Origin of the sequence: Allobosea rubneri (assembly GCF_032464875.1) — a bacterium.
In the GTDB taxonomy this organism is placed as follows: Bacteria; Pseudomonadota; Alphaproteobacteria; order Rhizobiales; family Beijerinckiaceae; genus Allobosea; species Allobosea rubneri.
In genome coordinates this window covers 20,051-43,132 of the sequence record NZ_JAWDID010000026.1, presented here as the reverse complement: position 1 = coordinate 43,132, position 23,082 = coordinate 20,051, and the positions used below count along the sequence as shown (strand labels likewise).

Annotated in this window: 22 protein-coding genes; 14 read left to right on the top strand and 8 right to left on the bottom strand. The window is 68.3% G+C overall.

Features of this window, described 5'->3' with window-relative positions; translation table 11 throughout:
• Positions 1-25: 25 nt before the first annotated feature.
• Complete coding sequence (locus tag RKE40_RS17105) at positions 26-1,414, top strand: hypothetical protein (RefSeq protein ID WP_316019435.1); 1,389 nt, start codon at positions 26-28, stop codon at positions 1,412-1,414.
• A 6-nt stretch (positions 1,415-1,420) separates the two neighbouring features.
• On the opposite strand, the gene RKE40_RS17100 is transcribed toward RKE40_RS17105, so the two are convergent.
• Positions 1,421-2,569, bottom strand: coding sequence for an aminotransferase (locus RKE40_RS17100; RefSeq protein ID WP_316019434.1), 1,149 nt, complete (start codon positions 2,567-2,569; stop codon positions 1,421-1,423).
• Between the two features lie 389 nt (positions 2,570-2,958).
• Here RKE40_RS17100 and RKE40_RS17095 point away from each other — a divergent pair, with 389 nt between their 5' ends.
• From RKE40_RS17095 to RKE40_RS17085, 3 genes are all read left to right on the top strand, one after another.
• The gene (locus tag RKE40_RS17095) at positions 2,959-4,449 is read left to right on the top strand and encodes a cobyric acid synthase (protein ID WP_316019433.1); all 1,491 of its coding nucleotides are present in this window, start codon (positions 2,959-2,961) and stop codon (positions 4,447-4,449) included.
• Positions 4,450-4,584: 135 nt separating this feature from the next.
• A complete protein-coding gene (locus tag RKE40_RS17090; RefSeq protein ID WP_316019432.1) occupies positions 4,585-5,181 on the top strand; it encodes a TetR/AcrR family transcriptional regulator in 597 nt (198 codons plus the stop codon).
• Positions 5,182-5,274: 93 nt separating this feature from the next.
• Positions 5,275-7,233: an SDR family NAD(P)-dependent oxidoreductase gene (locus tag RKE40_RS17085; protein ID WP_390893413.1), complete on the top strand. Its 1,959-nt coding sequence runs from the start codon at positions 5,275-5,277 to the stop codon at positions 7,231-7,233.
• Here the strand turns inward: RKE40_RS17085 and RKE40_RS17080 are convergent.
• Together RKE40_RS17080 and RKE40_RS17075 are read right to left on the bottom strand one after the other, a co-directional pair.
• Positions 7,154-8,086: an NAD-dependent epimerase/dehydratase family protein gene (locus tag RKE40_RS17080; RefSeq protein WP_316019430.1), complete on the bottom strand. Its 933-nt coding sequence runs from the start codon at positions 8,084-8,086 to the stop codon at positions 7,154-7,156. The genes RKE40_RS17085 and RKE40_RS17080 overlap by 80 nt on opposite strands.
• Positions 8,083-9,102: an MraY family glycosyltransferase gene (locus RKE40_RS17075; protein WP_316019429.1), complete on the bottom strand. Its 1,020-nt coding sequence runs from the start codon at positions 9,100-9,102 to the stop codon at positions 8,083-8,085. The genes RKE40_RS17080 and RKE40_RS17075 overlap by 4 nt, the downstream gene beginning before the upstream one ends.
• Positions 9,103-9,215: 113 nt before the next feature.
• Between RKE40_RS17075 and mmcB the strand changes: the two genes are divergently transcribed.
• The 3 genes from mmcB (at position 9,216) to RKE40_RS17060 (ending at position 11,019) form a co-directional block, all read left to right on the top strand.
• On the top strand, positions 9,216-9,680 hold the full coding sequence (mmcB, locus tag RKE40_RS17070; protein WP_316019428.1) for a DNA repair putative endonuclease MmcB: 465 nt from the start codon (positions 9,216-9,218) through the stop codon (positions 9,678-9,680).
• 100 nt (positions 9,681-9,780) lie between these two features.
• Positions 9,781-10,632 (top strand): hypothetical protein, encoded by an 852-nt coding sequence (locus RKE40_RS17065; RefSeq protein WP_316019427.1) that lies wholly within the window; start codon positions 9,781-9,783, stop codon positions 10,630-10,632.
• A 69-nt stretch (positions 10,633-10,701) separates the two neighbouring features.
• Positions 10,702-11,019, top strand: a complete 318-nt coding sequence (locus RKE40_RS17060; RefSeq protein ID WP_316019426.1) for a hypothetical protein — start codon at positions 10,702-10,704, stop codon at positions 11,017-11,019.
• A gap of 55 nt (positions 11,020-11,074) precedes the next feature.
• Here RKE40_RS17060 and RKE40_RS17055 read toward each other — a convergent pair whose 3' ends face one another.
• Both RKE40_RS17055 and RKE40_RS17050 read right to left on the bottom strand, forming a co-directional pair.
• Positions 11,075-11,653 (bottom strand): ActR/PrrA/RegA family redox response regulator transcription factor, encoded by a 579-nt coding sequence (locus RKE40_RS17055; protein ID WP_316019425.1) that lies wholly within the window; start codon positions 11,651-11,653, stop codon positions 11,075-11,077.
• Between the two features lie 130 nt (positions 11,654-11,783).
• Positions 11,784-13,133, bottom strand: a complete 1,350-nt coding sequence (locus tag RKE40_RS17050; RefSeq protein ID WP_316019424.1) for an ActS/PrrB/RegB family redox-sensitive histidine kinase — start codon at positions 13,131-13,133, stop codon at positions 11,784-11,786.
• A gap of 195 nt (positions 13,134-13,328) precedes the next feature.
• Here RKE40_RS17050 and RKE40_RS17045 point away from each other — a divergent pair, with 195 nt between their 5' ends.
• Together RKE40_RS17045 and RKE40_RS17040 are read left to right on the top strand one after the other, a co-directional pair.
• The gene (locus RKE40_RS17045) at positions 13,329-14,630 is read left to right on the top strand and encodes a polyhydroxyalkanoate depolymerase (protein WP_316019423.1); all 1,302 of its coding nucleotides are present in this window, start codon (positions 13,329-13,331) and stop codon (positions 14,628-14,630) included.
• A 60-nt stretch (positions 14,631-14,690) separates the two neighbouring features.
• Complete coding sequence (locus RKE40_RS17040) at positions 14,691-15,431, top strand: M48 family metallopeptidase (protein ID WP_316019422.1); 741 nt, start codon at positions 14,691-14,693, stop codon at positions 15,429-15,431.
• A gap of 9 nt (positions 15,432-15,440) precedes the next feature.
• Here the strand turns inward: RKE40_RS17040 and RKE40_RS17035 are convergent, their stop codons facing one another.
• The 3 genes from RKE40_RS17035 to RKE40_RS17025 all read right to left on the bottom strand — a co-directional run bounded on the left by RKE40_RS17035 (position 15,441) and on the right by RKE40_RS17025 (position 19,053).
• On the bottom strand, positions 15,441-16,445 hold the full coding sequence (locus tag RKE40_RS17035; protein WP_316019421.1) for an Lnb N-terminal periplasmic domain-containing protein: 1,005 nt from the start codon (positions 16,443-16,445) through the stop codon (positions 15,441-15,443).
• Positions 16,446-16,480: 35 nt separating this feature from the next.
• The gene (locus RKE40_RS17030; RefSeq protein ID WP_316019420.1) at positions 16,481-18,091 is read right to left on the bottom strand and encodes a phosphoenolpyruvate carboxykinase; all 1,611 of its coding nucleotides are present in this window, start codon (positions 18,089-18,091) and stop codon (positions 16,481-16,483) included.
• Between the two features lie 212 nt (positions 18,092-18,303).
• Positions 18,304-19,053 carry a HugZ family pyridoxamine 5'-phosphate oxidase gene (locus RKE40_RS17025; protein ID WP_316019419.1) on the bottom strand — a complete coding sequence of 250 codons (750 nt, stop codon included), beginning with the start codon at positions 19,051-19,053 and terminating at the stop codon, positions 18,304-18,306.
• 138 nt (positions 19,054-19,191) lie between these two features.
• On the opposite strand from RKE40_RS17025, the gene RKE40_RS17020 reads away from it, so the two are divergent.
• The 5 genes from RKE40_RS17020 to RKE40_RS17000 all read left to right on the top strand — a co-directional run bounded on the left by RKE40_RS17020 (position 19,192) and on the right by RKE40_RS17000 (position 23,050).
• The gene (locus tag RKE40_RS17020; protein ID WP_316019418.1) at positions 19,192-19,893 is read left to right on the top strand and encodes a response regulator transcription factor; all 702 of its coding nucleotides are present in this window, start codon (positions 19,192-19,194) and stop codon (positions 19,891-19,893) included.
• A 63-nt stretch (positions 19,894-19,956) separates the two neighbouring features.
• On the top strand, positions 19,957-21,762 hold the full coding sequence (locus tag RKE40_RS17015) for a stimulus-sensing domain-containing protein (protein WP_316019417.1): 1,806 nt from the start codon (positions 19,957-19,959) through the stop codon (positions 21,760-21,762).
• Positions 21,763-21,767: 5 nt separating this feature from the next.
• Positions 21,768-22,211, top strand: a complete 444-nt coding sequence (locus RKE40_RS17010) for an HPr kinase/phosphorylase (protein ID WP_316019416.1) — start codon at positions 21,768-21,770, stop codon at positions 22,209-22,211.
• A gap of 102 nt (positions 22,212-22,313) precedes the next feature.
• A complete protein-coding gene (locus RKE40_RS17005) occupies positions 22,314-22,715 on the top strand; it encodes a PTS sugar transporter subunit IIA (RefSeq protein WP_066473161.1) in 402 nt (133 codons plus the stop codon).
• A 17-nt stretch (positions 22,716-22,732) separates the two neighbouring features.
• Complete coding sequence (locus tag RKE40_RS17000) at positions 22,733-23,050, top strand: HPr family phosphocarrier protein (protein ID WP_390893412.1); 318 nt, start codon at positions 22,733-22,735, stop codon at positions 23,048-23,050.
• The last annotated feature ends 32 nt before the right edge of the window (positions 23,051-23,082 follow it).

Sequence of the window (23,082 nt, the reverse complement as noted above, 5' to 3'; positions counted from 1 at the left end):
GCAGACCCACATAGGGCCCGCGCGCATGAACCAGGAAATCACTGCCATCCTGGCGCGGGTCTCGCAGCGCGAGGGCGTGCCCCCCGCGCTGCTGCTGGCCGTTCTCGCCGCCATGGGCGAAGCTTCGGGCAAGCCCGATTTCAGCCGTATCGAACATGATCTCAGACGCAAGGCCGGCGAGTTTCGCGCCCTGCGCACGCGCCTGCTGCAGTCCTCGGCGTCCGATCCGGAACTCGACCGACTGCGCGCCGACGCCGCGCGTTCGCTGACGGACGGCCGCTTCGCGGAGGCCGACCGCTCGCTCGCCCAGGCCGAGCTGCGCAATCTCGACGGCACCGTCGCGCTCGACAAGATGTCGAAGGACAAGCTTCTCGCGGCCGCGGCGGGGCGCGCCGATCGCGGCGCAGTCGCGATGCTGCGCCTCAATGCCCAAGCCTATCACGACGCGGCGCAACGTTTCGCCGAAGCGGCGCTGATCGCGGCTTCGGCCGATCCTGACCAGGCTCGTGTCTATGCCTGGCTCCAGGGCGACGCGCTCGCCCGGATCGGCGCCGATTTCCGCGACAAGGCCGGCTTCGAGGCCTCGATCGCACATTTCCGGGCGATGCTGAGCAAGCTCGACAATTTCGACCAGACCGTGCCCTGGGCCGCGACCCAGCAGCGCCTGGCCCGGGCGATCAACGGGCTGGCGCGTCAGCAGGGCGACCGGCGGCTGACCCGCCAGGCGATCGAAATCTATCGCACCGTCCTCGACGACCTCACCCCGAAGCAGGCACCGGCGCTCTGGGCCGCGATCCAGAGCCGCTTCGGCGAAGCCCTGACCTCGCTCGGCGAGGCCGAGGACGATGCCGCGCTGCTGGAGGAAGGCATCACCGCCTTGCGCGCCTCGCTCTCGGCGATGGAGCGCAGCGCCATGCCGGCGGAGTGGACACGGCTGAACTTCGAACTCGGCCGGGCCTATGTCGCGCTCGGCCTGCGGGCCAGCGGCGCGGCAGCACTCGAATCCGCGATCAACGCCTTCAAGCGCGTGCTCGACGACTGGCAGCAGACCAGCCGGCCGCTCGAATGGGCCGAGGTGCAGGACCGGATCGGCGCCGCCCTTTGTGGCCTTGCCGCCTATTACCGCGAGCCAGTGGTGCTGGAAGAGGCGATCGCCGCCTTCGACGCCGCCCTGCTGGAACGGCGCCGCGAGATCGTGCCCGCGCTCTGGGCCGAGAGCGCCGGCAACCGCGCCGATGCCCGGCTCCGGCTCGCCGAGCAGCTCAGCGAGCGCCAGATGGCCGAAACCGCCACAGCCGAGCTGATGGGGGCGATCGAGACCCTGCGCGGTCTCGGGCTCGCCGCGGAGGCCAAGCGCTTCGAGCCGGCGCTGATCCGCGCCGGAACACTGGTCAGCAAGCTGCGCCAGCCCTGAGCGAGATCAGCCCTTGCGGGCAGCTTCCAGCCGCTCCAGCGCCGAATCGAGCGTGGCATCGTGCTTGGCGAAGCAGAAGCGCACGACATTGCGCACCGCGCCCTCGGCATAGAAGGCGCTGACCGGGATCGCGGCGACGCCGTTGCCGGTCACCAGGCGCTGGCACCAGGCGACGTCGTCGCTCTCGCCGAGCGGCGCGATGTCGACATTGAGGAAATAGGTGCCCTTGCTCGGCAGCACGCTGTAGCCGAGTTCCGTCAGCCCCTTGGCGAAGCGGTCGCGCGAGCGCTGGAAATCGGCACGCATCCCCTCGAAATAGCCGTCCTCCTTGCCGAGGCCGTAGGCGACCGCGGCCTGCAGGTTCGGCGGGGTGGTGAAGGTGATGTACTGGTGCGCCTTGGCGAGCACGCGCATCAGCTCCGGCGCCGCCATGACCATGCCGACCTTCCAGCCGGTCAGCGAGAAGATCTTGCCGGCCGAGGAGATCTTGACCGTGCGTTCGCGCATGCCGGGGCGGTTCATCAGCGGCCGGTGGCGGTGACCGTCGAAAACGACATGCTCCCAGACCTCGTCGCAGATCGCGACCGCGTCATGGCGGACACAGAAGTCGGCGAGCAGGTCAAGATCGGCGTCGCTGAAGATCGTCGCGGTCGGGTTCAGCGGGTTGTTGAACAGCACGACCCTGGTCTTCGGCGAGAAGGCCTGCGCCAGCGCCTCCTCCGAGAGGCCGAAATGCGGCGGCTTCAGCGTCACGAATTTCGGGATGCCACCGGCGCGGCGAACCAGCGGCACATAGGCGTCGTACATCGGCTCGAACAGCACGACCTCGTCGCCCGGCGAGACCAGGGCCATCAACGCGCCGGCGATCGCCTCGGTCGCGCCCGAGGTCACCATCACCTCGGCGTCGGGATCGAGATCGAGCCCCTGCCAGTGCTTGAAATGCGTCGCTGTCGCCTTGCGCAATTCAGGCAGGCCCATCATCGGCGGATACTGGTTCCAGCCGCCCATGACCGCATCGGCAGCCTTGCGCCGGACATCCTCAGGACCGGGATCGTCGGGGAAGCCCTGACCGAGATTGACGGCCCGGTGTTCGTTCGCGAGCCGCGACATCACCTCGAAGACGCTGGTCTGGAGAGCGGAGAAGATCGGATTCATCGCGGCGTCATGCAGTCGTCTGGGAGAGGCTGATCCGGCGCGGCCGAAGCGCCCTGCGCTTCGATGCGACCCGAAATCCGTCCCTCGTCGGAGAAATGGGAGCGTCATGAGCCGAGAACCTCAGTCTCACCTCGATCCGCTCCTGGCGGCAGGCGGCCATAGCACGCGCCGCGGCGGTTCGCACGCGCCGGAAATCGCGTTGAAGACTGAGAAATGAAGAATGTTGACATTCGTCAGCGGTCAGTGTCTTTTCATGGCCAGCCGATTCACGACAGCGGCCTGCGGTTTCTTCGCCCCTTTGGAGCTGCAGGATGCTGACGTGGGTCGGTGAGCTTTTTTAAGGCAGGCCGTCTGCTTGCCGCCCCGACAGCAGCGGCCTATCAGGCGCCATGGCTCCCTTACGCCCCGCTCCCGCGCTGATGGTGCTCGGCACCGGCTCGAATGTCGGCAAGTCGCTGCTGGTCGCGGGGCTGTGCCGGCTCTTCGCCGATCGCGGGCTGAAGGTGCGCCCGTTCAAGCCGCAGAACATGTCGAACAACGCGGCGGCGACGCCGCTCGGCGAGATCGGCCGGGCCCAGGCGCTGCAGGCGCGCGCCGCGCGCATCGCCCCGCATGTCGACATGAACCCGGTGCTGCTCAAGCCGGAGAGCAATACCGGCAGCCAGATCGTGCTGCAGGGCCGCGTCGCCGGGCGCCTCTCCTCCGGCGACTTCTCGCGACGCGGCGATTTCCTGCCCAAGGTGCTGGAGAGCTTCGAGCGGCTCTGCGACGGCGCCGACCTCGTCATCGTCGAGGGCGCCGGCTCGCCGGCCGAGACCAATTTGCGCGCCCGCGACATCGCCAATCTCGGCTTCGCCCGTGCCGCCGGGGTGCCGGCGGTCCTGGTCGGCGATATCGACCGCGGCGGCGTCATCGCCAGCCTGGTCGGCACCCATGCGGTGCTCGACGAGGCCGACCGGGCGATGATCCGCGCCTTCGCGATCAACCGGTTCCGCGGCGATATCGGCCTGTTCCGCGAGGGCATCACGACGATCGAGACGGCGACCGGCTGGCCCTCGCTCGGCATCGTGCCCTGGTTCCCACAGGCCGCGCGGCTGCCGGCCGAGGATGGGCTCGATCTCGAGCGCGATGCCCGCCGCCCGGGCGCGGCGCTCAAAGTCGTGGTGCCGGTGCTGCCCGGCATCTCGAACTTCGACGATCTCGACCCGCTGAAGCAGGAGCCCGAGATCGACCTCGTGCTTGTCGGCCCCGGCCAGCCGCTGCCGGGCGACGCCAGCCTCGTCATCCTGCCGGGATCGAAGACGACGCTGCGCGATCTCGCCCGGCTGCGCAGCGAGGGGTGGGACATCGACATCCTCGCCCATCACCGGCGCGGCGGGCATGTGCTCGGCCTGTGCGGCGGCTACCAGATGCTCGGCCGCGTGGTGCGCGATCCGCTCGGCCTCGAAGGTCCGCCCGGGGAAGCGCCGGGCCTCGGCCTGCTCGACATCGAAACCGAGCTGACGCCCGACAAGACGGTGCGCGAGGTTTCTGCGGTGCATGCGGACAGCGGCGCGACCGGACAGGCCTATGAGATCCATCTCGGCGCCAGCTCCGGGCCGGACACGAACCGCGCACCCTTCGAGGTCGCGGGCCTGCCGGAGGGCGCCCAGAGCCGCGACGGGCGCGTCAGCGGCACCTATCTGCATGGCGTGCTTGCCTCGGACCCGCTCCGTGCCGCCTGGCTTGGCGGCATCGCGGGGCGCGGCCTGCTCGCCGGCCCCGGCTACGAGGCCGGCGTCGAAGCGGCGCTCGACGCGCTGGCCCGGCATCTCGAATGCCATCTCGACATCGCAGCGTTGCTCGCCCTGGCCCGTTCTCGCAGCGGCGTGATTTCGTGACCTTGCGTCAAGAAATTGTCAGGAGCACCTGAATAAAGCGAGCCAAGTCAAATTGTTGACGATTGACGAAAAACGTCATAATGACTGATGGCGTCCTTTCGACACGAGAGCAACCGGAGCGGGAAGCCGCTTGGCATGACCAGTTTAGAGCGCGATACCAGGCAGGACATCGTTGATGTCGCCGAGCGGTTCTTCCGCCAGATCGGCTATCAGAAGACAACCGTCGCAGACATCGCCAAGTCGCTGCGGATGAGCCCCGCCAACGTCTATCGCTTCTTCGACTCCAAGAAGGCGATCAACGAGGCCGTCGCGGAGCGCTCGATGGGCGAGCTCGAGGCGCTGGTGACGGCGATCGCGGCCGAAAAGCGCCCGGCGGCCGAACGGCTGCGCGAGATCCTGACGACAACCTGCCGGCTCAACTCGGCCCGCTATCTCGACAATCAGCGGCTGCACGAAATGGTCGCCTGCGCGATGGAGGAGAGCTGGGACGTCATCCGCGCCCATGTCGAGCGCTATGACGCGATCCTGCGCGGCGTCGTCGCCGACGGCATGGCCAAGGGCGAATTCACCGCCGGCGATGCGCGCACCGCCACCTATTGCGTCCGTGCCGCGATGATCCGCTTCTGCAATCCGCTGCTGCTCACCCAATGCGGCGCTCTGCCCGGCCCCGGCGTCGACGAGATGATCGACTTCGTTCTCGCCGGTCTCGGCTACCGGGCGGCGGCCGGCTGAACCGCCGGCTTATCGACGGGAAAGCGACCCTGCCGCCTGCCTTGCGTTGACAAGGCTTCACGAGAGCGGGATACCCCGCCGCGCATGCTGAAAATCACCAAACAAGGCGCCAAGAAGCTCGCCGTGATCGTCCACGACCTGGCGATGACGGCGCTGGCGATTCTGTTCGTCTTCGCCGTCCGCTTCGAGGGCGCGCAATTCGACGAGCGCATGCGCGACCTGCCGAGCTTCCTGCCGTTCTTCGTGGCCTATGCCGGCGTCGTCTACTGGTTCTTCCAGCTCTACCGCTCGAAATGGCGCTTCGCCTCGCTGCCGGACCTGTCGAACATCGTGAGGGCGGTCAGCATCCTGGCGCTGACCCTTCTGGTCGTCGACTATGTGCTCGTCGCGCCGAACCTCTACGGCTATTTCTACTTCGGCAAGATCGCGATCGTCCTGTACTGGCTGGTCCAGGCCGCCCTACTCGGCGGCCCGCGTCTGGCCTATCGCTACTTCAAATACTCGCGCTCGAAGCACCATGCCGCCCGCGAGGCGACGCTGCCGGCGCTGCTGCTCGGCCGCAGCGCCGATGTCGAGATCGTGATTCGCGCCATGGAAGCCGGCACGATGGGCAAGATGCGCCCTGACGGCATCCTATCGCCGCGCAGGGACGATCTCGGCCAGTCGATCCGCGGCGTGCCAGTGCTGGGCCTGCTCTCGCAGATCGAGCAGATCGCGACCGACGCTTCCGAGCGCGGCGAGCCCTTCCGCCGCATCGTCGCGGCGCCGAGCGCGCTGCTGCCCGAGGCGGAGCCGGACAAATGGCTCGCCCGCACGCGCAAGCTCGCCATCCCGATCTCGCGGCTCGACACGCTCGGCGAAGGCATGCGCGGCAGCGAACTCGCGCCGCTCGAGATCGAGGACCTGCTGGTGCGTCCCTCGGTCAAGATCGACCGCGAGCGGCTGGAAGGCTTCCTCAAGGGCAAGCGCGTCATCGTCACCGGCGGCGGCGGCTCGATCGGCTCCGAGATCTGCCTGCGCTGCGCCGCCTTCGGCGCCGCCGAGCTGCTGGTCGTCGAAAGCTCCGAGCCCGCCCTGTTCCATGTCACCGAGGCGCTCGCCGCGCAGGACCTGCCGATGCGCGTCACCGGCGCGCTCGCAGATGTCCGCGACGAAGGCCGCATCGGCCCGCTGTTCAAGGCTTTCGCGCCCGACATCGTCATCCACGCGGCGGCGCTGAAGCACGTGCCCTATCTCGAGGCCGACTGGGGCGAGGGCATCAAGACCAACATCTTCGGCTCGGTCACCGTCACCGAGGCGGCGATCGCTGCCGGCGCCGGCATCTTCGTGATGATCTCGACCGACAAAGCGATCGAGCCGGTCTCGATGCTCGGCGCGACCAAGCGCTTCGCCGAGATGTATGCGCAGGCCCGCGACGCCGAATTCGCTGCCGGCAATCGCGGCATGCGCCTCGTCGCCGTGCGGTTCGGCAACGTGCTCGGCTCGGTCGGCTCGGTGGTGCCGAAATTCAAGGCGCAGATCGAGCGCGGCGGGCCGGTCACCGTGACCAGCCCGGACATGATCCGCTACTTCATGACCATCCGCGAGGCCTGCGACCTCGTGCTGAGCGCCGCCTCGCACGCACCCGAGCACGACTTGGCCGACGACCGCGCCGCAGTCTACGTGCTGAAGATGGGCCAGCCGCTGAAGATCATCGATCTCGCCGAGCGCATGATCCGCCTCGCCGGCTACGAGCCCGGCACCGATATCGAGATCGCCGTCACCGGCGTGCGCCCGGGCGAACGCCTGAACGAAATCCTGTTCGCCAAGGACGAGCCGATGGCCGAGACCGGGCTCGACGGGGTGATGGCGGCCAAGCCGATCTTCGCGGGGCGCGAGCGCATGCTCGCCTGGCTGGAAGAGCTGGAGCGCGCCGTCGCCGCCCATGACCGGCGCGGGGCCGAGGCGGTGCTGGACGAAGCGATCCCGGACTTCAGACTTCGCCAGCCGGCGACGCCGACAGACGCGCCAGCGCAGCTTTCGTCGCCAGCCGCGGCTGCCAGCCAGCGCTGAGCAGGGCATCGGGCGGCGCCACAAGCCCGCCCGTGAGCCGCTCATAGACCCCCGGACGACCGAGGAGGCGCGCCGCGAACCCGAGCAGGGCCGGCGGCACCGCGATCAGCCCCGGCCGGCGCCCGAGCCCGGCGCGCATCGCCGCGAGCATGTCCGCCACGCCGAGCGCACCGGGATCGGAGACGATGTAGCTGCGGCGGGCCGGACAGGCCTCGCCGAGCGCGAAGATCACGGCTTCACAGAGATTCTCGACCGCGAGCAGCGAGCGCGGCGCCTTGAGCCCGCCGAGCGGCAGCGGAAAGGGCAGGCGCGCCAGCCTGACCAGCCCGGCCATGTTGGCCTTGACGCCCGGCCCGTAGACCAGCACCGGCCGCAGCGCGACCCAGTCGAGGTCGCGCTCCGCCAGCCCATACTCGGCCACAAGCTTGGAGCGACCATAGGCATCGGTCGGCGCGGGCGCATCGCCTTCGCTCAGCGGCCGGTCGCTGGCCGGGCCGCTCTGGGCCCGGATGGAGGACAGGAAGACGAAGCGGGCGACACCGGCCGCCCGTGCGGCATCGGCGAGCGCCAGGGTCGCGTCCGTGTTGACGCGCCGATAGGCCTCCTCCGGCAGCTCGGAATCGGCATGGGCGAGACCGGCGCCATGGACGACATGACGGACACCGGCCAGTGCCGCGCCCCAGTGAACGACGCCCGAAAGATCGCCGATGACGACCTGCTCGACCCCCGCGATCTCCGGCTCCGGGCGCCGGACCGCCGCCCGTACCTTGTAGCCCGCGGCCGCAAGCTCGCGCAGGAGATGACGGCCGACGAAGCCGCTCGCTCCGGTGACGAGGACGCGCTCGCCGCTCATGCGGGGCGCCGGCGGGCGAAGCGGCGCAGCAGCAGCCCGACGAGCAGGAGCGCGCCCACGAGGCCCGCAAGCTGGGCCCAGAGGCCCGGGAAAACCATGGTGAAGCCGGCGAGGACGACCAGGGCGAGGTTGAGCAGCGCCACCTGCGCCACGATCTCGCTGACCGAGAAGCCGTTATCGGTGGCCTGCTGGTAGAAATGCGAGCGATGCGCCTGCCAGACCTTCTCGCCGCGCGCGAGGCGACGGAACAGCGTGATGGTCGAATCCATCACATGGTAGAGCGGCAGGATCAGCGCCGCGACCAGTGCGCCCGTGCCGGCGAGGCGATAGAGCAGATAGGCGGTGAGCAGGCCGAGCGGCAGCGAGCCGACATCGCCGAGGAAGATCTGCGCCACCGGGCGGTTGAACGGGGCAAAGCCGAGGAGCCCGCCGAGCAGCGCGGCGGCGAGCAGGCCGGCGGCGGGATCGAGCCCGCCATGAAGGCTCGCCAGCACCAGCGCGGCGCAGAGCGGCACGATGCCGGCCACCGTGATCCAGTCGATGCCGTCCATGAAGTTGACGAGGTTGACGAACCAGACGCCGGCCAGGATGGCGAGGCCACGCTCGGCCCAGAGCGGCAGCACCTCGGGCAGCAGGCGGATGTCCGGCGCCCCCTGCAGCACGACCAGCGCGACGCAGACGACCTGCAGGACGAGACGCAGGCTCGCGGGGAGCGGACGGATGTCGTCCCAGGCGCCGACGAAGGCGACGAGGACCGCGGCTCCGACCACCACGAGCAGGCCGGCACCGGCTCCCGCCGGCAGCGGCCACAGCAAGGGCACCAGCCCCAGTGCCAGGAAGGCGCCGGCGAGCACGGCGATGCCGCCGCCCTGCGGCGTCGGGATGCGATGGCTCGAGCGGGCATTGGGCCGCGCCAGGGCATAGCGCATCATCAGCGGGCGCAGCAGCCGGCAGAACCACCAGGCGAGGCCTGCGGCAGCGAGGATGGTCGACAGGGCTGGGGCTAAGGTTTCCAAGGCGGGCGGACCATAGCCAGCCTTCGGCCGGCCGCAAGGGCTTGTTGCAGTGGCATCGCTGCAAAGCGGCATTCCGGCTTGCACCGACAGGCACAAAAGCAGAACATGCGAACATGAGCACGACCGAATCCGCCCTCAACCCGGCCCCGACCCGGCCGGAGGTCACCCGCGCGGTCTGCCGCGGCGCGGCCCGGCATCTGCGCGACCGCGGCTACGCCATCGTCAAGGAGATGACCTTCGCCAATGGCAGGCGCGGCGACATCGTCGCGCTGTCGTCGAGCGGCGAATTGCTGGTGGTCGAGGTCAAGTCGAGCCTGGAGGATTACCGCGTCGACGGGAAGTGGCCGGACTACCGCGACTATTGCGATGCCTTCCTGTTCGCCGTCGCGCCCGAATTTCCGCACGAGATCATCCCGGAGGATGTCGGCCTGATCGTCGCCGACGCCTGGGGCGGCGAGATGCTGCGCGAGGCGCCGCGCCACCCGCTCGCCCCGGCCCGGCGCAAGATGCTGACCATCGCCTTCGCCAAGCTCGCGGCCGGGCGGCTCGCGGCGCTGGAGGACCCCGACGCGCGCTGACGCCCGGCGGGCCTGATCGGATTACCGCCTTAGAGTGCATGACCCCTGGCGGCGCTTGCGCTAACCGGTTGGGCTCGACCGGCCTTGGGGAGGTGTCGGGATGAAGCTCTTGAACTGGGTTGCGGCCGCCATGCTCGGCCTTATCGCGACCGCGGGCAGCGTCGCCGCGCAGACGCCCGAGGAGATCGTCCGCGGCATCTACGAGGGCGGCGGGACGAGAAGCTCGATCCACCGCATGCGGGCACCCGACGCGCGCAACCGCTATTTTCAGCCGGCGCTGGTGCGCCTTTTCGATGCCAATGACCGCGACGAATGCATCGATTTCGGCCTGCACGTCATCGGCCAGGATTACGATGAGCGGGAGATCGCCCGCACCTTGCGGCTGGAAACCCGGCAGGAGGGCGAGCGCGCGGTGGTCGAGGCCCGTTTCCGCAGCCTGGGCATAGCCAACCATTTCCGCTTCGATTTCGTGCGGGCGGGCGAGGGCTGGAAGATTGCCGACATCGCCTCGCTGACCCGGGACCATCGCTGGCGACTGTCCGCCACGCCATGCCGCGGCGTGCGCGCCGCCTCCGCCGCCCCAACGAACGCTGCGTCCGGGCCGGAGGGCCTGCGCCGGCCCGGCCGCTATTGCTTCGCCAGCCGCGCATCGCAGTTGAGGATCGAGGTCGAGCCCTCGGGCAACGCCCAGATCAGCCTCGATCATCTCGGCCAGGCCGGACACACCTGCGGGCTCGAGGGCATCGGCCGGCCGGCGGGCACCGGCTGGCAGCTCGAGCTCGAAGGGGTCAAGGGTCCGTGCCGGCTCACGCTCGTCGTCTCGCCGGCTGGAAGGCTGACGACGCGTGATCCCGGCGGCTCCTGCAGGGCGACCTATTGCGGCATGCGCGCCGAACTCGCCGATGTCGCCATCGACCTGCGTCGCGACAAGGGCCGTTGCAAGGGCGGCTGAGGCGAGGCGACGTTCCTGCCTCCGGAAGCCCGCAATGGCCGCCGCCGCGGAAATGTGCAATCATGAGGCATGGCGGAAAAAGCTCCCAAGCCTCCGACCGCACCCGAAGACCTCGTCTCTTCTCTCGCGCGCTGGGAGGGGGAAGGCGGCGCCCCGGTTTTGCCTTCGGCAGTTCGATATGAGCAGGGCGAACTCGGGGATGCGGAACGCCGCGTCCTGGAATGCCTCGGTGCCGGGGTGGTCAGCGAATGGCATCAGCTGCCGACGCCGGTCCAGCGCGTCATTTTCCAGCGCGCTGTCAGCGGCGAGGCCTATGACGCGATGGAGCTGAAAACCCGGATCGCCCGGTTCCTGCACGACCACAAGGGCGATTCAGGCGCGCGATAGGCGCGCCGCGTCTCTTTCATCTTCGCAGAACCGCAGGCCAGGCGACGGGCCGCGCTCAGCGCGGGGCGCGCTTGGCCAGGATGCGCTGCAGGGTACGCCGATGCATGCCGAGGCGGCGCGCCGTCTCGGAGACATTGCGGCTGCAGAGCTCGTAGACGCGCTGGATGTGCTCCCAGCGCACCCGGTCGGCCGACATCGGGTTCTCCGGCGGGACCGGGCGCGAATCGGGCGAGGCGGCGAGCGCCGAATGGATCTCGTCGGCATCGGCGGGCTTCGCCAGGAAATCATAGGCGCCGAGCTTCACCGCGCTGACCGCAGTCGCGATATTGCCATAGCCGGTGAGGACGACGCCGCGCGCATCCGGCCGCTTCTCCTTGAGCCGGGCGATGACATCGAGGCCGTTGCCGTCGCCGAGGCGCAGGTCGATCACCGCGAAGGCAGGCGCGGACTCCTCGACAGCCGCGATGCCGGCCTGGACCGACTCGGCGATGCGGACGAGATAGCCGCGGCCTTCCATGGCCCGGGCGAGACGGTTGAGGAAGGGCTTGTCGTCATCGACGATCAAGAGGGACATGTCCCTGCCTGCGCCGTCCTGAGCCTGGCCTGCGTTGAGAGCCGCTTCCATCGCCTTCATCTCCTCCGGGCCCCGGCCCGGCTCCTTACTCTAGAGCCGGAACGGACCCGATGCGAAGCACCCGTTTGCGAGTCTCGCATCGACACCAATCCGGCATCGATTGTCCGGCGCGGCGACGCGCCGCAAGGCATCATGCTGTCGCATGTGGGGCCGAAAGCTCGAAATTTGAAGCCCCGAGCGGCCGATCATCGCGTTCGAACACCTCGCGCAGCCAGGTGATGCGGATCGAGGCGCCCGTCGCCGGCAGCGGCAGGTTCGAGAATTCCAGCACCGCGCCGCTGCGCTCGAGCAGCGTCTTGGCGATGAAGAGACCAAGGCCGAGGCCGCCGCCGGCGCGCGTTTCCTTGTTGTGCGAGCGCGAGAGATAGGGGTCGCCCGCGCGCATCAACACCTCCGAGGTGAAGCCCGGCCCGTCGTCGGCGATGGTCAGGACGACGGCCCCTTGCGTCCACTGCGCCGAGATCGTCACCTTCGAGCGCGCGAAGTCGACGGCGTTGTCGACGATGTTGCCGAGCCCGTAGATCATGCCGGGATTGCGGCGGCAGACAGGCTCCGGCTTGTCGCCGACCAGCGAGATCTCGAAGGGCACGCCGAAGGGGCGCTGCGGCCCGGCCGCCTCCTCGATCAGGAGGCTGAGCGAGAGCTGGTCGAGCGGGCCGGCATCGTCATCCTGCAGCGAGGCGAGCTTGCCGAGGATGCCGCGGCAGCGGTCGACCTGCTCGCGCAGCAGGTTGATGTCGTCGGCCATCTCGCCTTCCGGCGGCGCGAGGCGGGAGAGCTCGCGCGCGACCAGTGTGATCGTCGCCAGCGGCGTGCCGAGCTCGTGAGCGGCGGCAGCGGCGAGCCCGTCGAGCTGCGAAAGATGCTGCTCGCGCGCCAGAACCAGCTCCGTAGCGGCGAGCGCAGCCGAGAGATCATGCGCCTCCTTGCTGACCCGCCAGGCATAGATGCCGGTGAAGCCGAGGCCGAGCAGCAGGGAGATCCAGTTTCCGGCCTGGTAATAGGGGGGCAGCACCGGGCGGTCGCTGCCGGACCAGGGCAGCGGCCAGTGCAGGAAGGTGAGCAGGGTCGCAAGCCCAGCCGCCAGCAGGCCGAGCGCCAGCGTGTGGCGCGGCGGCAGCGCCGTCGCCGAGATCATCACCGGCGCCAGGAACAGGATCGAGAACGGATTCTGCAAACCGCCGGTGAGATAGAGCAGCGCCGCGAGCTGCAGGATGTCGAAGGCGAGCAGCGCCGTCGCCGCTCCCTCGCGCAGGCGGTGGTTGAGCGGAAAGCGGATGCGCAGCGCGATGTTCAGCCAGGCCGAGACGGCGATCACCACGAAGCACCAGCCGAAAGGCAGGCTGAAACCGAGGCCGAAATGGACGCCGGCGACCGCGAGGCTCTGACCGGCGATGGCGAGCCAGCGCAGGCGCACCAGCGTGTCGAGGCGCAGATGGCGGAGCGCGCGGACCGGCGCTTCGGGGAAGAGGTCGGACATGGTCAGGTCGCGTAATTTCTGGAACGGGCGAGGCTCTTCGGCAGTGCAAAACTGTGTCTAACCGGCATCACAAGGAAATCTTAGCCCTTTGAACGATTGAATGAGAACAAATTCCATCTACGCTGCGTTCCCCTGTTGCAGTGCATACAGGATTTGGCACTGCGAAAAGGTAACTGCCGGGACGAAAGGGCTGCCATGTCGTTCGCCTATCACGCCTATGAAGCGGTTCATATGATGGTCAGCCCGGCGCGGGCCGTGTCCGACGCCATGCACCTGGCCTTCAAGAACCCGGCGAATCCGCTGACCTACACCCCGTTCGGCCGCTCGGTCGCCGCCTCCTGCGAATTGTTCGAGCGGACGACGCGCCGCTACGGCAAGCCGGCTTTCGGCCTCGACACCACTACGATGAACGGCGTCAAGGTCGCGGTCGAGGAGCGCGTGGTCTGGCAGCGCCCGTTCTGCAACCTGATCTATTTCGACCGCCAGATCGGTCAGCGGCGCAAGCCGCAGCCCAAGGTGCTGATGGTCGCGCCGATGTCGGGCCACTATGCCACCCTGCTGCGCGGCACGGTCGAGGCCTTCCTGCCCGATCACGAGGTCTACATCACCGACTGGATCGATGCCCGGCTGGTGCCGATGGCGGCCGGCAGCTTCGATCTCGACGACTATATCGACTACGTCATCGCCATGCTGCAGAAGCTCGGCCCGGACACCCATGTGATGGCCGTCTGCCAGCCTTCCGTGCCGGTGCTCGCCGCGATCGCCCGCATGGAGGCCGAGGGCGACCCGAACGCGCCGCGCTCGATGACGCTGATGGGCGGGCCTATCGACACCCGCCGCTCGCCCACCGCGGTCAACCAGCTCGCCATGGAGCGCGGCACCGACTGGTTCCGCCGCAACTGCATCACGCGGGTGCCGTTCCCGCATCTCGGCGCCTTCCGCGAGGTCTATCCCGGCTTCCTGCAGCTTTCGGGCTTCATGGCGATGAATTTCGACCGCCACCTGACCGCGCATTACGACATGTACAAGCATCTCGTCGCCGGCGACGGCGATTCGGCCGAGAAGCACCGAGACTTCTACGACGAGTACCTCGCCGTGATGGACCTGACGGCCGAGTTCTATCTGCAGACCGTCGACAAGGTCTTCGTCCAGCATGCGCTGCCCAAGGGCGAGCTGATGCACCGCGACAAGCCGGTCGACCTGACCGCGATCCGCCGCGTCGCGCTGATGACGGTCGAGGGCGAGAAGGACGACATCTCCGGCGTCGGCCAGACCAAGGCGGCGCATGATCTGTGCGTCAACATCCCGGACGATCTGCGGGCCGAGTATCTGCAGATGGGCGTCGGCCATTACGGCGTCTTCAACGGCTCGCGCTTCCGCTCCGAGATCGCGCCGCGGATCTCCGACTTCATGCTGACGCTCGACATGAAGGCCGCCAGCGAGCGCCGCAACGACAGCGCCACCACCGCCCGCAAGGCGCTGAAGGTCGCCGGCTGAGACGGCGGGCCGCGAGCCCGCCCCTTCCTCTCCCGGCGCGAATCCCGCACAATCGCGGCGATGCGGTTCTCCCTGTTCAAGCGTCAGCCCGATCCGGACCGGATCGAGGTCGCGCATGCCGGCATGCTTTATCCGGTCGCGGTGAAGCGCCGCGCCGCGGCGCGGCGCATGACTTTGCGGGTCTCGCAGGCGACCGGCGAAATCACCCTGACCCTGCCGGAGCGCGCCGACTTCGCCACCGGCCGCAGCTTTGCTGAAAGCCACGGCGGCTGGATCGCCGCGCGGCTGGCGAAGCGCCCTGTGGGCGTGCCCTTCGAGCCCGGCGCGCTGGTGCCGCTGCGCGGCACGCTGCACCGCATCGTGCACTGGACCAAGGTCCGCGGCGTCACCCGCGCCGCGCCTTCAAGCGAGGGCGAGCCGATCATCACGGTCTGCGGCGAGGCGGCCCATGTCGCAAGGCGGGTCAAGGATTTCCTGCGCCGCGAGGCGCTCGCCGATCTCGAGCGGGCGGTGCGGGTCCATACGGCGACGCTCGGCATCCCCGCCCGCAAGATCACCATCCGCGACACCACCAGCCGCTGGGGCTCGTGCTCGTCGAAGGGCCATCTCAACTTCTCCTGGCGGCTGATCCTGGCGCCGCCTTTGGTGCTCGACTACCTCGCCGCCCATGAGGTCGCGCATCTCAAGGAGATGAACCATTCGCACCGCTTCTGGGCGCTGACGCACAAGCTCTGCCCGCGCACCGAGGAGGCCGAGGCCTGGCTGAAGCGCCATGGCGCCTCGCTGCACGGCTATGGCTGAGCGCCGGTCTTAAGGCTTGGGTACGCCCTCGCGGATCAGGCGCGAGAAATCCGGATCGTCGAGTGAGATCGCCTTCGCCCGCTCGCTGATCCTGCCGAGCCGCACGAGCTCGTCGAGCGGCATGTCCTGCCTGACCGCGCCGATATCCTTGAGATAGCCCGGCAGATAGCCGGAGAGCAGGACGCGCGGATCGAGCCGCGGCGTGAAGCTCGACTCGGGCGCGACCGAGCGGACCAGCCGGTAGACCACCGTGGTGCAGTTGGTGGTGATGGTGTTGTACCAGCGCGGCTGCGCGGCCAGCCGGTTCACATCCGCGACATAGGCGAGCAGCACCTCGCGCGCCTGTGCGGGCGAAGCGCGCAGACGGAACATCCGGACATCCTCGCCGCGCGCATGGGTACGCAGGCCGACGACGTCGCGCTCGTCGGCCGCGACATAGGCCATCTCGTAGACCCGGAAGAAGCCGGCGAGCGACGACCATTCCTCGCCCTTCTCGCGCCGGACCTCGATCGAGAAGGTCAGCGGCAGGGAATCGCGGAAGTTGAAGCTGACCAGGAGATGGGCGATCGCCTCGCCCGACCAGTAGGAGAGGAAGAGGTCGACGCCCTCGACCTTGGTCAGGTCAAAGCTGCGCGTCTCCCAGCGCTGGTCGTAATCGGCCTCGGTGCGCCAGCGGAAATTGCGGAGATTGCTGACGGTGAGCTTGTCACCCTCGCGGGTGATCTCAGGCAGCCGGGCAAGCTCGGGAATCCAGTCGCGCTGATGCGAGGGCTGCATGCCGTGCCACCAGCCGAGCAGGCCGATGAAGAGCACGGCGAAGGACAAGGGCAGCCGCGGTGCACCGGTCCACAGGCCGACCGCGCCGGCAAGGCCCGCGAGCCCGAAGCCGACCGCGCCGGCGATGCCGATCGCGCCGGGCAGGCGAAAGACCAGAAGCCCGACGCCCCACAGCGTGGTTCCGAGAACCACGAGCGTCAGCAGCGCTTGCAGGAGATAAAGAAAGAGGCGGCTCATCGCCGCCTCTCATAGCACGCTATAACGCCAGACGCTCAAGCGGCGAGCGAGTTGGTCGGTGCCGCCGCCTTCACCGCATCGTCGACATGCTCCTCGAACTTCTCGAAGTTCTTGGCGAACATGCCGATCAGGTTCTTCGCCGTCTCGGCGAAGGCGGCTTTGTCGGCCCAGGTCTTGACGGGATAGAGGATGTGCGGCTCGACGCCGGGCACCGAAGTGGGAACGGCGAAACCGAAATAGGGATCCCGGCGGAAATCGGCGCGGTTGAGCGAGCCGTCGAGGGCCGCCGTCAGCAGGCGCCGCGTGACGCGGATCGGCATGCGCCGGCCGACGCCATAGCCGCCGCCGGTCCAGCCGGTGTTCACCAGCCAGCAATCGACATGGTGCTTGGCGATGAAGTCGCGCAGCAGGTTGGCGTATTCCGACGGGTGCCGCGGCAGGAAGGGCGAGCCGAAGCAGGTCGAGAATTCCGGCTGGACGCCGACCAGGCCACGCTCGGTGCCGGCGACCTTGGCGGTGTAGCCGGAGAGGAAGTGGTACATCGCCTCGGCCGGGGTCAGCTTGGCGATCGGCGGCATCACGCCGAAGGCGTCGGCGGTCAGCATCACGATGTTCTTCGGCGTGCCGGCGCGGCCGGTGCGCGAAGCGTTCGGGATGAAATCGAGCGGATAGGCTGAGCGGGTGTTCTCGGTCTTGGTCTGATCGTCGAAATCGACCTCGCGCGAGATCGGATCCATGACGATGTTCTCAAGCACCGTGCCGAAGCGCTGCGAGGCCGCGTAGATCTGCGGCTCGGCCTCGGCCGAGAGCTTGATCGTCTTGGCGTAGCAGCCGCCCTCGAAATTGAAGATGCCGTCCTTCGACCAGCCATGCTCGTCATCGCCGATCAGGGTGCGGTCGGGATCGGCCGAGAGCGTGGTCTTACCGGTGCCGGACAGGCCGAAGAAGACGGCCGGATCGTCCTTGGAGCCGACATTGGCGGAGCAGTGCATCGGCACCACGCCCTTGGTCGGCAGGGTGTAGTTCAGATAGGTGAAGACCGACTTCTTCATCTCGCCGGCATAGGCGGAGCCGCCGATCAGCACGATCTTGCGGGTGAAGTCGATGGCGATCACCGTCTCGCTGCGGCAGCCATGACGCTTCGGATCGGCGCGGAAGCTCGGCAGGTCGACGATCGTCAGCTCGGGTACGTAAGAGGCGATCTCGGCCGCCTCGGGGCGGATCAGGAGATTGCGGATGAAGAGCGAGTGCCAGGCGAGCTCGGTGAAGACGCGCGCCTTGACCCGGTGGGCCGGATCGGCGCCGCCATAGAGGTCCTGCGCGAACAGCTCGCGGCCCTCGGCATGCTTCAGGAAGTCGCCGAGCAGGACATCGAACTGCTCGGACGAGATCGCGCCGTTGTTTTCCCACCAGACGGTGTTCTCGGTGGTCGCGTCCTTGACGACGAACTTGTCCTTGGGCGAGCGGCCGGTATGGGTGCCGGTATCGGCGCAGAGCGCGCCGCCGCGGGCGATCTGCGACTCGCCGCGCTTCAGCGACTCCTCATAGAGCCGCGCCGCCTCGAGATTCCAGTAGACCGCCTTGAGTCGCTGCAGCCCGAATTTGTCGGCGCCGTAAGCGGCGTTGACGTGACCGATGGTCTCCACTGGCAATTCCTCCTGCCATGTAGCCGCCTGCTTTGGACGCCGGCGCTTGGGGATGTAGCGGGGTCAGACCATGCCGACCCGCGCCGAAGGGCGATGAATGCGACGGCTCTTTAGGCGCATGATGAGGCCGGCTCAAGTCACCTGGAAAGCGCGCAATAGGGGGATCTCCAACTAAATCGTTTAAAAAATTCAGGCGTGGTGAATGGTCGCGGTCATGCTGCGGCGCGCGCTTTCCCCGCCAGCGCGACCAATGTCTTGCGCAGCGCGTCGGGGCTGGTCACCGGCTCGTCGAAGTTGAGGCGCAGCGCCTGATCGCCGAGGGCGAGATCGCAACCGTCCGGGTCGAGGCCGCTGATCCGCCAGGCGCCGTCCTTGGCCCCGAGCAGCGCCGTCGCATAGAGGCCGATTGCATCGGCATGGTCGGAGTTCATGTGCTCGACCGCGCCTTCCTCCGCCTGGATCAGTGCCGCCGCCTGCGCGCAATCGCTCATGATGTCGGACGCCTCGAGCTCATAGGCCTTGCCGAAGCCGCCATTCAGGCTGGCGCGCTCGAGCTTGAGGGCGAAGAAGGAGAAATCAGGGAAATCGGCGTAGAGCGAGGCTTTCGGCTGCCTTGCCAGGAAGCGCCGGCGGATGCGCCGCCCGTCCTCGCTGTCGCGCTCGACCTTCTCGGCGCGCGCCAGCAGCGTGATGCGCGGATGGGCGAGCGGATCACCCTTGCCGCCCGGCGCGATCAGCAGGGAGGCGCGCGGATCGGCTTCGAGATTGCCGGTATGGCCCGAGAGCGCGGAGATCAGGATCAGCGGCGTGCCGTCGACGTCCGTGGCGAGGCTGGTCAGGCTGGCGAAGGGGTGCCCGTCGGGGGTCAGCGTCGCCAGGGCGGCCGAGCGCGCACTGCGCAGGAGGGTCTTCGCCAGGCCGCGCGCAGTCGCGTCGGTCGGGCGGATCGGATCGATCGCCATGGCACTTTTCCGTTGTTGCCGGGTTTTTCGATGAAGACGTAGCGAAACCGCCTTGGCTTGGCTAGATTGCAGCCATGCTTTGGCCGTTCTCGCGCGAGAGTGGACCCTTTGATTGCAACGTCGAAAGATGAAAGCCTTATGCCAACCATTGCGCTGGTCGACGACGACCGCAACATCCTGACGTCGGTCTCCATTGCACTCGAGGCCGAAGGATACCGGATTCTGACCTACACCGACGGCGCCTCGGCACTGGACGGGCTGAAGCAGAATCCGCCGGATCTGGCGATCTTCGACATCAAGATGCCGCGCATGGACGGGATGGAGCTGCTGCGCCGCCTGCGCCAGAAATCCGACCTGCCGGTGATCTTCCTGACCTCGAAGGACGAGGAGATCGACGAGCTGTTCGGCTTGAAGATGGGCGCCGACGACTTCATCCGGAAGCCGTTCTCGCAGCGCCTGCTGGTCGAGCGGGTCAAGGCGATCCTGCGCCGGGCCGGCGCCAAGGACGCCGCCACCCCCGCCCGCACCGAGGACGCCAAGGCGCTCGAGCGCGGCCTGCTGCGCATGGATCCGGAGCGCCACACCTGCACCTGGAAGGGCGAGCCGGTGACGCTGACCGTCACCGAATTCCTGATCCTGCAGTCGCTGGCGCAGCGGCCGGGCGTGGTGAAGAGCCGCAACGCCCTGATGGACGCCGCCTATGACGACGAGGTCTATGTCGACGACCGCACCATCGACAGCCACATCAAGCGGCTGCGCAAAAAGTTCAACCAGGTCGATGCCGAATTCGACATGATCGAGACCCTCTACGGCGTCGGCTATCGCTTCAAGGAGAGCTGAGCCCGGCATCGGTGCCGCCGATAACGGATTCACAGGCTCGCATGGCGAGGGTATGAGCCGGTTATGGCGACGATCGAACAGGATGGGCCCCGCCCCGCCGCACCAGGCTGGAGTTCGACGCTGCGCCGCCGGCTGGCGCTGATCGGCCGGCGGGCGTTGCGCGCCGTCTCGGCCCGCGCCGCCTCGAGCCTGACGCGGCGCATCGTCGTGCTCAACCTCGCCGGGCTCGTCGCGCTGCTCGTCGGCTTTCTCTATCTCAACCAGTTCCGCGAGGGGCTGATCGAGGCGCGGGTCCAGAGCCTTCTGACCCAGGGCGAGATCATCGCCGGCGCGATCGCGGCCTCGGCCACGGTCGAGACCGACACGATCGCGATCGACCCCGACAAGCTCCTGCAGATGCAGGCCGGCGAGAGCGGCTCGATCGCCGAGGATCCGCTCGATTTCTCGATCAATCCGGAAAAGGTCGCGCCGCTGCTGCGCCGGCTGGTCACCCCGACCAAGACCCGCGCCCGGATCTACGACAAGGACGGGATGCTGACGCTCGACTCGCGCAATCTCTATACGCGCGGCGACATCATGCGGCTCGACCTGCCGCGCGTCGGCGAATCCGACGAGCCGCCGCTGCTGGAGCGGACCTGGAACCTGTTCCGCAACCGGCTCGGGCGCGCCGACCTGCCGGTCTATGATGATTTCGCCAATGCCAACGGCAAATCCTATACCGAGGTCGCCAGGGCGCTGGCCGGCTCGCCGGCGAGCGTCGTGCGCGTCAACACCCGCGGCGAGACCATCGTCTCGGTGGCGGTTCCGGTGCAGCGCTTCCGTGCCGTGCGCGGCGCCTTGCTGCTCTCGACGCAAGGCGGCGACATCGATGCCGTCATCGCCTCCGAGCGCTACGCCATCTTCCAGGTCTTCGCCGTCGCCGCCGGCGTGATGATCGTGCTGTCGGTGCTGCTGGCCGGCACCATCGCCGAGCCGATCCGCAAGCTCGCGGACGCCGCCCAGCGCGTCCGCCGCGGGGTCAAGTCACGCGAGGAGGTACCGGACTTCTCCAGCCGCCATGACGAGATCGGCCATCTCTCGACCTCCTTCCGCGAGATGACGCGGGCGCTCTACGACCGCATCGAGGCGATCGAGAGCTTCGCAGCCGACGTCGCCCACGAGCTCAAGAACCCGCTGACCTCGATGCGCAGCGCCGTCGAGACCTTGCCGCTCGCCAAGACCGACGAGGCGCGCGGCCGGCTGCTCGCGGTGATCCAGCACGATGTGAAGCGGCTCGACCGGCTGATCTCCGACATTTCCGACGCCTCGCGCCTCGACGCCGAGCTCGCCCGCGACGACGCGGTGCCGCTCGATGTCGCGCAGCTGCTCGAGGCGGTGGTCTCGGTGCAGAACCAGACCCGCCGCGAAGGCCAGCCGGAGGTCGAGCTTTCGGTCGAGCGGCGCGGGCAAAGGCCGGCCGCGCCCGCCGGCAGCAGCGCCTTCCGCGTGCTCGGCCATGATTCCCGCCTCGGCCAGGTGATCGTCAACCTGATCGAGAATGCCCGCTCCTTCTCGCCGGCGGACAAGCCGGTCAGGGTCAAGCTCTCGCGCGTCGCCGGCGACGTGCTGATCACCGTCGAGGATGACGGGCCCGGCATTCCGCCGCACGCGCTGGAACGGATCTTCGAGCGCTTCTACACCGACCGCCCGGAACATGGCTTCGGCCAGAATTCGGGCCTCGGCCTGTCGATCTCGCGCCAGATCGTCGAGGCGCATCGCGGCTCGATCCGGGCCGAGAACCGCTATGAATCCGAACAGTCTGAGGGCGAGGACAAGCGCCTCGGCGCCCGCTTCGTCGTGCGCCTGCCGGCGGTCGCGCAACCGGCATGACCTCGATGCGCTCTGAAAATCTCCACGCCGGCGCCGTCGCTATCGGCGAGGACGGCATCCTGATCCGCGGCCCCGCCGGTTCCGGCAAGTCGAGCCTCGCGCTCGCCCTGATCAGCCTCGCGAAGGCGCAGGGCCGCTTCGCCCGGCTGGTATCCGACGACCGCACCCGGATCACCGCGCGCTCCGGGCGCCTCATCGCCCGGCCCGTCGCGCCTCTGGAGGGGCTGGTCGAGCGGCGCGGCCTCGGGCTAACGCCCGAGCCACATCTCGCCGCGGTGGTCATCCGCCTCGTCGTCGACTGCGGCACCGAGCCGCAGCGCATGCCGGAGCCGGAAGATCTGGTCGAGACCCTCGCCGGCGTCGCCCTGCCGCGCCTGCAAGTGTCTGGACGGGCCGGCGACGAACGTCTGGTGCTGGCCGCGCTCGGACTTTTCCACGATGCCGGCTAAGTCGGATTCGACGAGTTCGAGACAATGGCTTGCCTATCCTTCGCACCTGCCGCATAAACCGCGACCTTGTCCGGGCGCGCAGGCGCTCTCCGGTGGTGTTGAATGATCGGACTAGTGCTTGTGACGCATGGGCACCTGGCGACGGAATTCCGCGCCGCCCTTGAACACGTCGTCGGCCCCCAAACGAATCTCGCTACCATCGCCATCGCTCCCGATGACGACATGGAAGGGCGCCGCCGCGACATCATCGCGGCCGTCGAGCAGGTCGAGACCGGCAGCGGCGTCATCGTGCTGACCGACATGTTCGGCGGCACGCCCTCCAACCTCGCCATCTCGGTGATGGAGCCGGGCCGCATCGACGTCGTCGCCGGCATCAACCTGCCGATGCTGATCAAGCTCGCCAGCGTGCGCGAGGAGAAGACCCTCGACGAGGCCGTCACCAGCGCGCAGGATGCCGGCCGCAAATACATCACGGTCGCCAGCCGCGTACTGGCTGGCAAATGAGGCCCGAATTGGACGAGATGCGCGAAGAGGATTGCGACTGCCCCGAGGTCGAGATCCCGGCCGGCGCCGTCCACGGCGAGTTCGAAATCGTCAACAAGAAGGGGCTGCACGCCCGCGCCACCGCGAAATTCGTGCAATGCGCCTCGAACTTCGATGCCGACATCACCGTGACCCGTTGCGGCGAGACGGTGGGCGCGACCTCGATCATGGGCATCCTGACGCTCGGCGCCGGCATCGGCTCGACCATCACCGTGGTCGCCCAGGGCGCCGAGGCCCGGGAGGCGCTGAAGGCGCTGGAAGCGCTCGTCGCCGACAAGTTCGGCGAAGGCGAGTAGCTTTCGACCTCCAATCCCGGGCGGGCAGGCTC